Genomic DNA, 10,011 nt, shown 5'->3' with positions numbered 1-10,011 from the left:
CATCCGATGTGATCTGTCTGCTTGCTACCTAGAGGCCACCACAATAGATGATGGGTTGGGCACGGCTGCGCACTGTCACACCTGTGGTGTTCAGCCCGAAGCTGTAAGATTCGATCTCAAGATTAGATGCTCATAACACGGACGACAAAATGAAGGGCGAAGGCGCACCTCGATTCAGCTTCGATCTCGACGGCATAGCGTACTTCTTCCAGAGCTCCCCGTTCGGTTTCGGCGGAGGCGATATTTTCAGTTGCGGGCCCTTCGACGTTTTGCAGCACGTGGCGAACATGGTCTTCATCCTGTCCATGGTTGAAGACGAGAATGGCCGTAACCCGATCTCGGAATTTCTAGTGGTGCTTCCACCAGATTCCGAACACACGGTGGAGGACGTAAGGGCCGCATTCGCCAACGCCGTTGCCGTGCATCGCGGCAGGCCGCTCGACGAGCAGGAACTGCAGGTCTTACCAAGGCGTCTAGGGATTGTTCACGCCGCCAACCTGCAGGTCGATGCCGTCACGGAGATTGTTAAGAGGGCAAGGCGAAACTCAGTCCTGATACTTTGTGCCGGGGCAAAATACCGCGATGAAGCGCTCGAACTTCCCGACGCCAAGCCAGGCCAGCTGGGGCTGGAGGAGGATTTGTGGGTCCCCCACTTTCACAGCCTCGCGGCAAAGGCCGTAGCTGTCGCAGGTCGGAACGAGCTTTATGTGGCGCTTCATACAGGTAAGTGGCGTCCGCATCGCAAAGGCAACACAGACCTTCTTCTGTCGGTCGAAAACTGTGGTCTGCTGACCGCTGAAAACGACAACGATATCGATGGCGTTCTGGCAGAGAACGCAGAGCTGTGGTTTGCCGCCATCGAGGCCGGCCGCATTGGTTCCGTGCTTGCGGCCATCGACGCGTTGCCCGACGAGTTCAGGCGCCACAAGACCGGGTTGAAAATCCAGATGCTTCACCAGGCAGGGCTTGCGCCGCAGGCTGCCGGGCTGATCCGGGAGGATTTGCGCTCGGGATCAGATCCCAGCCCCGAGGGCCGCGTAAAGCTTGCCATAATCGCCGTCGAAGCTGGCGCGCATGACCTTGCTGCGGAGCTGCTGAACCCGGCTATCAGCGAGCTGGCTACGGAGGAAATGCTAGAAGCCGCTGTGAACCTCGCTTACGATCTCGGCGAGAAAGAGCTTGAATCAAGAAGTGTTGCGCAGCTCGAACGCATGTTTCCGGGTTCGCACCATCTTCAGAGGCATCGCCTGAGATTACTGTTGAAGGCGCGCGACTATGCGGGCGTCACTGCAATGCTTGCAGCGCCGCCGCCCGGCATCAATCAAGAGGTTGCTGCTTACAATGAGCGGCTCGCTGCCGCTTTGTCTGGTGCCGACAAGTCCGGCTACGAAACTGTCCTGGCCGAGGTCGCGGATCGTTGGCCGGGCCGGCTCGTCCAGGCGCGGCTCGCCTGCATCCGGGATGCGGATGCGCGTGGTCTGTTCTCCCAAGCACTCGCTCTCGCGATGACGCTCGAGCTGACAGGAGGAAACGCCCAGCGATCCGCATGGGCGCTTCTGCATGCCATCGAACAGCTGCTGATCCGCCGTGACGAACATGGCGGGCTCGGTATTGATCCGGCGGACCTGGATCAACCGGTCAATGCCCTTCTGGGCTACCTTGCACGTAATCCCGCCGACGCCGAGACGCGGCAGGCACTCGCAAAGCTTCTGTCGGTAAAAGTCACTGGGACCTACGGCCTGCCGGTGATCGCGACCGCAACCTTGAAGCTGGTGCAAGCTGCCCCGGCGCCGACGGGCAACGCGCCAGGGCTGCGGGCAAGGGGCCAGGCGGATTACGAAGAAAGCCTCATGCCCTTCCTGAAATCGGCGCTGCATTGGCTAGCTGACCAACGGGTCGTTGTTTTGGGCCGCACGACGCTGCCCGCAGCCCTTCTCAATGGGCAGGCGGATACGCTCATGAACGGGCTTTCAGGATTGATCGAGCATGTAAGCCAAAGCCTGCGCGATGATTCGGATATCGACTATATCCAAAAGCTTCTGGCGATCGCCTTGGCAACCGCGCCGCACACTAGCGCGCCGAACATCGATCTCATGCTGATAAGGCTGGTTGGCGGCGCGTACGTGACTGCCGGACGAGTCCAGCATGCTCGCAACCTTGCAGAACATGGCCTTCAGGTCGCAGGAGATGATCCGCTGCGGTCGCGTATCGCATGGTACGGCTTTGCCGACATTTATCATCGCCTCCACAACCTGACCGAATCGCTTGTTGGAATGGCGTGCGCACTTTCATGCGAAGCGCCAGTCGGCCCCGAAGAAGCATGGTATGAAACTCATGGCCTGATCCGGCTGATGCGTGACCTGAACATGACCGCCTTCGCGCGCTCGCTTCTGCCCGTTGCAAAGCAACTCTTCCGGACCATGGGGGTCGAGCAATCTCAGGGGCATCGCCTCGAAACGATCGAACTTGGCCTTCGCTTCCGCGAATTGCTGATGACGATCCCCGCTCGGGAAAACATGGCTGAGTTTCTTGCCACTCTTGCCGATAACTGCCAGACCGTAATCGACCTTCATGACGAACTCGCCCCTGTCTCGATTTTGCTGGCACAGGCGATCCGGATGGCGGAGGTCAATGGAATTGCCGTACCGGAGAGGACGCGGGAACTGCTGGAGGCGGCCCTGGCAGCACTCGGCGAGCCGAACGCTTCGCTGGTCCGGACTCTGTCTGTAGGGGGACCGGCGGCAAAAGATGTATTGTCTTTCGCGAAGCGCCTCGAACCCGCGCGGCATTCGGAAGATGCGGCATACGATGTTCGTCCCGTGGCAATGGCGGCACGGAGGCTGCTGGACTCTAAGGAGGCGGGCGACGATGCAAAAGTTGCGGCGTTCGCAATCGAGCTTCTCGCCGACCAGGCAATCAAACGTCAATCCGCCGACAGCGGTTCTGCCCTTCCATGCTCGATCGAGGAGCCGGCGGAAATCGCGAAGGAAATCTCGCGCGACGGTATTAGCGTCACTTTGCTCGGTGTGGCGGACACAAGCCGCGTGGTGCGCGTTACCGCAGAAGGTGGCGAGTTGTCAGCGACGATAGTTGAACCGGCGGAGGTCTTTTCCAAGGCAGCGTTAGACACGTGGGGGGAACAGTACCCGTACCAATACGCCTTCGATTCAGACGATCCGAACGTGTTCTACAACAGCATGCGCGAACTTGGGATCAGCGCCGCCCCGACGACGCCCGCTCTTCTTGTTGCCGACGTTGCGCTGCAGCAGCTCCCTGCGAACCTGCTCATGGCATCCGGCGAATTGCTCGGCTTGCAGGTCCCCGTGGCGGCCGCACCGTCCCTTTCCTGGCTCAAGGAGGCGAGAGCCCGCCCGCCGAGGACTCGTGCACCGTTCGCGTGGATACCCATCTCGGACGACCCGGAAGCCATTCAGACTCTCGGAGTGCTGGCCGACAGGCTCAGCGGAACGCTTCGCGATCACTCGATTGGCCTCGACACAGGGCTTGCGGTCCCGGAACGCCTGACGGGTGCCGAGCTCGCAATCGTCACTGCGCACGGAAGCATCATTCCGGAAGGCCGCTTCTTTCAGGTAGTGGCAGATGATGCCGACATGAGACTGACCCCCGACGCTATATCGAGCGCGGTACGCAACGCAGGCGTTGTCATTTTGTTTGTTTGCAGCGCGGGAAGGTTCGACAAGCACCCCATGGCCGACACCACAACCGGGCTTGCAAAGGAACTGCTCGATCAGGGCTGTTCGGCGGTAATCGCATCGCCCTGGCCGCTCAGCGCGAGCGTGCCCCCATACTGGCTGCCTGCGTTCATGAAGGCATGGTCCGCCGGAGAGCCTGTGATTACGGCGAACTTCGAAGGCAACAAAGCCGTGGAACGCGCGCTCGGGAAATCTCCCGCGAACTGCCTTGCGCTGACTGTCTTCGGCGACCCCCTGCTGGCCAGGCGGCGGGCAACAGAACTCGTATAGACGTCGAACACGGGTCATTAGCTTCCGAATACGCTTAACGTTCGAACTGCTCTTGATGGTCGCTCGCCCTTACATGGTAGACGTCGCGCAAGCCGACCGGATCGGCAGGTTTTGGGGTTTAAGCAAGACCGTCCAACGACCGACATCAGGCGCATAACGGCCATTTGCAATCGCGCAATCAATGTGGGTATGGATCGCTATCGCATTCCACATTGCACTTGATGCGACCGCGGCGCGCCAAAGCTAACCTTTGAAATTCCCTAACGGTGACCTTCCGGAACGAACGGCGAGCCCGTAAGGTAGAAGCCTACTAGTCGACTTTCCGGACAATTCGGGACCGCGCCTTTTTGGACAACATCCGAAACCGGTTCTCACGCCATAAGCATACCGAGCGAATACCCTTGATCGATAAAATCAGGTCCGGGGCCGAACAGTCCCGTCCGACTCAAAGTGAATCCCGTCACCGGAAAAGTTAGCTTTCAGTCAAAGTTGTCAGGGTAAGATGAACGTTGACCATTTGTCGAACGCTCATTCATGTTCGCTGAGCGCATCGTCGTGCAAGCCCTTGTTGAAATATGATTGAGCCCTTCAAGCCGTTCCTGCAGCGTTGTGTCTCCCTCGATCTGGAAGTGGACCCCACAACCGCTACACTCTTCGCGTTTGCAGCGGTCCGCGATGATCCTTCTATTTCCATCGTGGCGAAGAAACACGATCTGGTTGCAGCCCTCAATCGTTTGGAAGCAGAGTTATCTGAGACCCGATTTCTGATCGGTCACAACGTCATCCGCCATGACCTGCCTCATCTACTCGCGGCGCGACCTCGGTTGGCTGATATTGTTCGATCGCCGATTGACACGTTGTGGATCAATCCCCTCGCGTTTCCGCGCAATCCTTATCATCACCTAGTCAAGCACTACCATGACGGCCGCTTGCAAGCGGGTCATATCAATGACCCTGAAATGGACGCGCGGCTGGTGTTCCAAGTGCTGCGCAACCAGTTGGGAGCTTTGTCGCAGCAGCACGCCGACCAGCCCGACGCAGTGGCGGCGTTTCATTTCCTCTCTACGCGAATGGAGAACTCAGGTGGATTCGATGCAGTGTTTCAGGAGGTCCGGGGGGCGCCGGCACCCGATCTTTCTGCGGCCAAGGATGCGATTTCGCGACTGCTGATTGGGCGTGCCTGCGAAAGGCGGGTCCAGCAAACGCTGGGCCGTCTTTCGAGTCCGCAGCTCGGTTGGCCCATGGCCTATGCGTTGTCCTGGATCCTGGTGGCGGGTGGAGATTCCGTCATGCCTCCGTGGGTGCGAGCGCAGTTTCGAGAGGCGGCGCTCATCGTGCGGCATCTGCGTGATACCAATTGTGGAAATTCGGATTGCGCCTGGTGCAGCGAGAAGAACGACCCGGTCCGTGCGTTGTCGCGTTGGTTTGGTTTCGATAGCTTTCGCGCGCAGCCTGTGGACGATGTAGGCCGTCCGCTGCAGGAGCGGATCGTTGATGAGGCGATGCGTGGGACGAGTATTCTCGGCATTTTGCCTACCGGCACCGGCAAATCGATCTGCTACCAAATCCCCGCCCTCTCAAAGTTCGACAAGACCGGTGCGCTGACTGTGGTGATCTCTCCGCTGGTTGCACTGATGGCCGATCAGGTGCAGGGCATGGCGCGGGCTGGAATTTCTTCGGCCGTCACTGTCAACGGAATGCTGTCGATGCCGGAGCGGCAGGATGCGCTGGACCGTGTGCGCATGGGAGAAGCGGCGATGCTCCTGATCTCTCCCGAGCAGTTGCGCAGCAACTCGGTGCGGTCGGTGCTAGCACAGCGCGAGATCGGACTATGGGTCCTGGATGAGGCGCATTGTGTGTCGAAATGGGGCCACGATTTCCGGCCGGACTACCGCTATGTCAGCCGCTTCATCAAGGAAGCTTCGGGCGATGTAACGCCGGCCCCGGTGCTCTGCTTGACCGCTACCGCCAAGCCGGAAGTGGTGCGCGACATCTCCGACCATTTCCAGTCACGTCTGAACCGCGAACTGATGCTGCTAGACGGCGGCGCGGTGCGCACCAATCTGAGCTTCGAGGTGCGGCCAACGCAGCGCGGCACCAAGCTGGCTGATATCCTCGGTGTAATCGAGGCCAAGCTGCCGCAGGAAGGCGCTTCGGGTGCGGTGGTCTACTGTGCCACCCGCAACGAGACGCAACGCGTCGCTGACTTCCTCAAACAGCAAGGTCTGTCGGCGGAACACTTCCATGCCGGTCTGACGCCCGAGGAAAAACGCGACATCCAGGAACGCTTCCGCATCGGCGAACTGCGGATCATCGCGGCGACCAATGCTTTCGGGATGGGGATTGACAAGCCCGATATCCGGCTGGTGGTGCATGGCGATATTCCCGGGTCATTGGAGAATTACCTTCAGGAAGCCGGCCGGGCCGGCCGCGATCGTGCACCCGCCAATTGCGTCCTGCTCTTCGCCTCCGAGGATGTCGAGCGACAATTCTCGCTTTCGGCCCGTTCGCGGCTGGCCCGGCACGAAATCGGCGCAATCCTCAAGGCCCTGCGGCGGCTGGACGACCGAATGAAGAAGACCGGTACCGTAGTCGCCACCTCGGGCGAAGTCGTGCGAGCCGAACGCGATCAGGAGTTCGAGCGCGACAGCGCCACCGACGACACCAGAGTGAAAACCGCAGTGTCGTGGTTGGAAGAGGCCACGCTCCTGAGCCGTGAGGAGAACCGGGTTCAGGTCTTCCCCTCATCCCTGAGGATCCGCAACCTGAAAGAAGTCGAGGCGATCCTGGCCAGGGCCGCTATCACCGGCACCCGTCGCAACCAGCTTCTGGATATCACCCGACACCTGATGAACGCGCCCCCCGATCAAGGCATTTCCACCGATGAGCTGGCCGGGGTCAGCGGATTGACGGGCGGCATGCTGATCAAGGCAATGGCAGATCTCGAGACGCTAGGGATCGCCCGCAACGACGTGGCGGTCACGATCTTTATCCATGTCGCCGTCGAGGGGCATTCGCAGCAGCGGCTGACGCAGGCCGCACAGCTTGAAGCTGCGCTGATCGCCCTGATGCGCGAGGTCGCCCCTGATGCCGAAGGTGCCGAGGGCATTCCCCTACACCTGGCCGAGACCTGTCAGGCACTCCGCAATCAGGGGCATAGCGCGGTGCGCCCCGACATCGTGGAAAAGCTGCTGCGCGGCATGGGCCGCGACGGGCGCGATCAGGATGGCGGCAAGGGCAACCTGCGGCTACGCAAGGCTTCGCGCAATACATTGATGGTGACGCTGCAACGGTCCTGGCAGGCACTGGAACAGACAGCAAACCTGCGGCAGCAAGGCGCCGAACTGTTGCTGGCGCATCTACTGGGCAAACTGCCGAAGGGCAGCCGTGGCAAAGACATCCAGGCCGAAACCACTATGGGAGATCTGCTCGCCAGCCTGACCGGAGACGCCTTGCTGCGTAGCAGCGACGTTCAGGACATGACGAAGTTGATGGACCGCGCCCTTCTTTGGTTGCACGAGCAGGAGGTGGTCACGTTGGGCAAAGGCCTGACGGTGTTCCGACAGGCGATGACGGTCCATCTAGCCCCCTCTGGTGGCCAGTTTACCGCCAAAGATTTTGTCCCGCTGGAGGAACACTACGCTGAGCAGACCATCCAGACCCATGTGATGGCGGCCTATGCCGAAAAGGGCCTTGCCGCGATGGATCAGGCGCTGCGACTTTCCGAGGACTACTTCGTGCTGGAGCGCGACACCTTCCTGCGCCGCTGGATGCCGGGAAAGGGCCTCGAGCTCCGGCGCCAGACGACGGGGGCCTCGTGGAAGGCGATCGTCGAGTCGCTGGATAATCCGATGCAACAGAAGGTCGTCTCTGATCCCCGAGACGAGACCAGCGTGTTGGTCCTGGCCGGTCCGGGTTCGGGCAAAACGCGCGTTCTGGTGCACCGCATCGCCTACCTGATCCGTGTCCGCCGCGAGGATCCGCGCGGCATCCTCGTGTTGACGTATAACCGTCATGCCGCCGCTGAGATCCGCATCCGACTGCGGCACCTGATCGGCGACGATGCAAATGCGGTGACCATATCCACCTGCCACGCCCTCGCTATGCGGCTGGTGGGAGCCAGCTTTGCCGGCGCGGCGAGCGAGTCGCACGACTTTGACGGGGTGGTCTTGGAAGCTGTGCGCCAGTTGAACGGCGAAGGCCTAAGTAAGCTCGAGGCAGAGGCGCAACGCGAAACGTTAATCCAGGGCTATCGCTGGATTCTGGTGGACGAGTATCAGGATATCGGCCCTGAGGAATACGCACTGATCTCTGCCGTCGCGGGCCGCTCACTTGGCGATAAGGAGCTTCAACTCAGCCTCTTTGCGGTGGGCGATGATGACCAGAACATCTACGCTTTCGCCGGGGCGTCCATCCGCTTCATCCGCCAGTTCGAGGCCGACTACAGTGCACGGCCGGAGTTCCTGATCGAGAACTACCGCTCGACCGGACATATCATCGCGGCGGCCAACGCAATCATTGCGCCAGCGGCTGACCGGATGAAAGCCGGTCACGACATTGCCATCGATCGCAAGCGCAGCAAGACACTGCCCGGTGGCGAGATGGCGGCGCTCGATCCGGTGGCCCGAGGGCGGGTGCAGGTGCTGGACTGTCCATCCGGTGACGTGGCGCAGGCGATGGCCGCAGTGGATGAACTCGTTCGGCTGTCGCGCCTTGATCCGGAGTGGAGCTGGGCCCGGGCTGCGATCATCGCCCGCGACTGGCGGCGATTGGCTCCGGTACGGGCCTACGCCGAAGCGCTTGGCGTTCCGGTAGAGATGGCAAACGAGAGCCTGCCCAGCATCTGGCGCCTACGCGAGATGCAGCAGTTCATTGACGGCCTGCGCCGCGATCCTGCCCGCTTGCTAGCCATCCGTGATCTGGTGGATGTGCTGAACGCGATACCGTCCAACCGCTGGACGGACCTTATCGCCGAAGGCATCGCCGCACTGGCCAAAGAGCTCGCAAACAAGACAATGCCCGTGCCGGACCTCGTCGAGTGGTTCGCCGAATGGGCCAATGATGCCCGCAGCGAGCAGCGCGCACTGCTGCTTCTGACGGCGCACCGATCCAAAGGTCTGGAGTTCTATGATGTCGTCATTCTGAATGGCGGCTGGGACAGGCCCTCCAAAGGCGAGGACACTGATGCGCCACGCCGCCTGTTCTATGTCGCCATGACGCGCGCGCGACGCAGCCTCGCCATCATTGCTGAAGGGAACCACCCATTCATCACGCGAGGCGCAGAGTATGTACTGCGCCGAGCCGCGCCAGGCGTCACTGAGGCCGTTGCTCTTCAGACCGCGCTGTACCAAGTGCCGAATCTCAAGAGCGTGGACCTGTCATGGGCGGGGCGTCTCAGGACAGGGCATCCCTCAGTTGCCGCAATATCGGCGGCGAAAGTAGGAGATCCGATTCATATCGCGCCCGAAGGTCTCACCTGGATGATGCAGGATGCTCACGGACAAGCGCTTGGACGGATGGCCAAAAGCTGGTCACCACCCGAGCGCCTTAGCTTCCTTCGTGGCGAGATCGGCGCGATCGTGCGCTGGCGCAAATCCGACAACCAGGAAGAGTATCGGGTGAACCTTCACCGGGATGTCTGGGAAGCGATCATACCGGAGCTTGTATTCGGTTGATAGTTTGCCCTTAGGCACGGCGAACTACCTCAAGGCTGGAGGAAACCGCAGTGTTTACAAGGGAGCCGTTGATCGGCGCAAGAACGCAACGCACAACGCGAAAGCGTGCATATGGTTCTAGAATTGTTCGCGGGTAGTTACTGACCGAGCACTGCAAGGGGGAGTCTTGAGAAGCCAGGCGAATTGTCCGTTCTGCTCAATCGATGCGGCGAGCATCGTCTTTGCAGATGAATTCATCTTTGCGTTTTGGGATGGCTATCCCGTTTCTGCAGGCCACCTCCTGATTGTACCGCGACGGCATGTGGCCGATTGGGGCGACCTGGAAGAGCAAGAAAGGGCGGCGGTCACTTCTG

Annotated in this window: 3 protein-coding genes; all 3 read left to right on the top strand. The window is 60.5% G+C overall.

What is annotated here, in order from left to right; translation table 11 throughout:
• Window positions 1-149 precede the first annotated feature (149 nt).
• Window positions 150-3,983, top strand: a complete 3,834-nt coding sequence (locus EOA27_RS09140; protein WP_127255990.1) for a hypothetical protein — start codon at window positions 150-152, stop codon at window positions 3,981-3,983.
• Window positions 3,984-4,558: 575 nt separating this feature from the next.
• Entirely contained in the window at window positions 4,559-9,658 is a 5,100-nt protein-coding gene (locus EOA27_RS09135) for a RecQ family ATP-dependent DNA helicase (protein WP_127255988.1), read from the top strand.
• 166 nt (window positions 9,659-9,824) lie between these two features.
• Window positions 9,825-10,011, top strand: a 187-nt coding sequence (locus EOA27_RS09130; protein WP_189561990.1) for an HIT family protein, incomplete at its 3' end; no start/stop codon positions are given.

It is taken from the genome of Mesorhizobium sp. M2A.F.Ca.ET.037.01.1.1, assembly GCF_003998075.1.
Taxonomy (GTDB): Bacteria; Pseudomonadota; Alphaproteobacteria; order Rhizobiales; family Rhizobiaceae; genus Mesorhizobium.
This window is presented reverse-complemented; position numbering and strand designations above follow the sequence as displayed.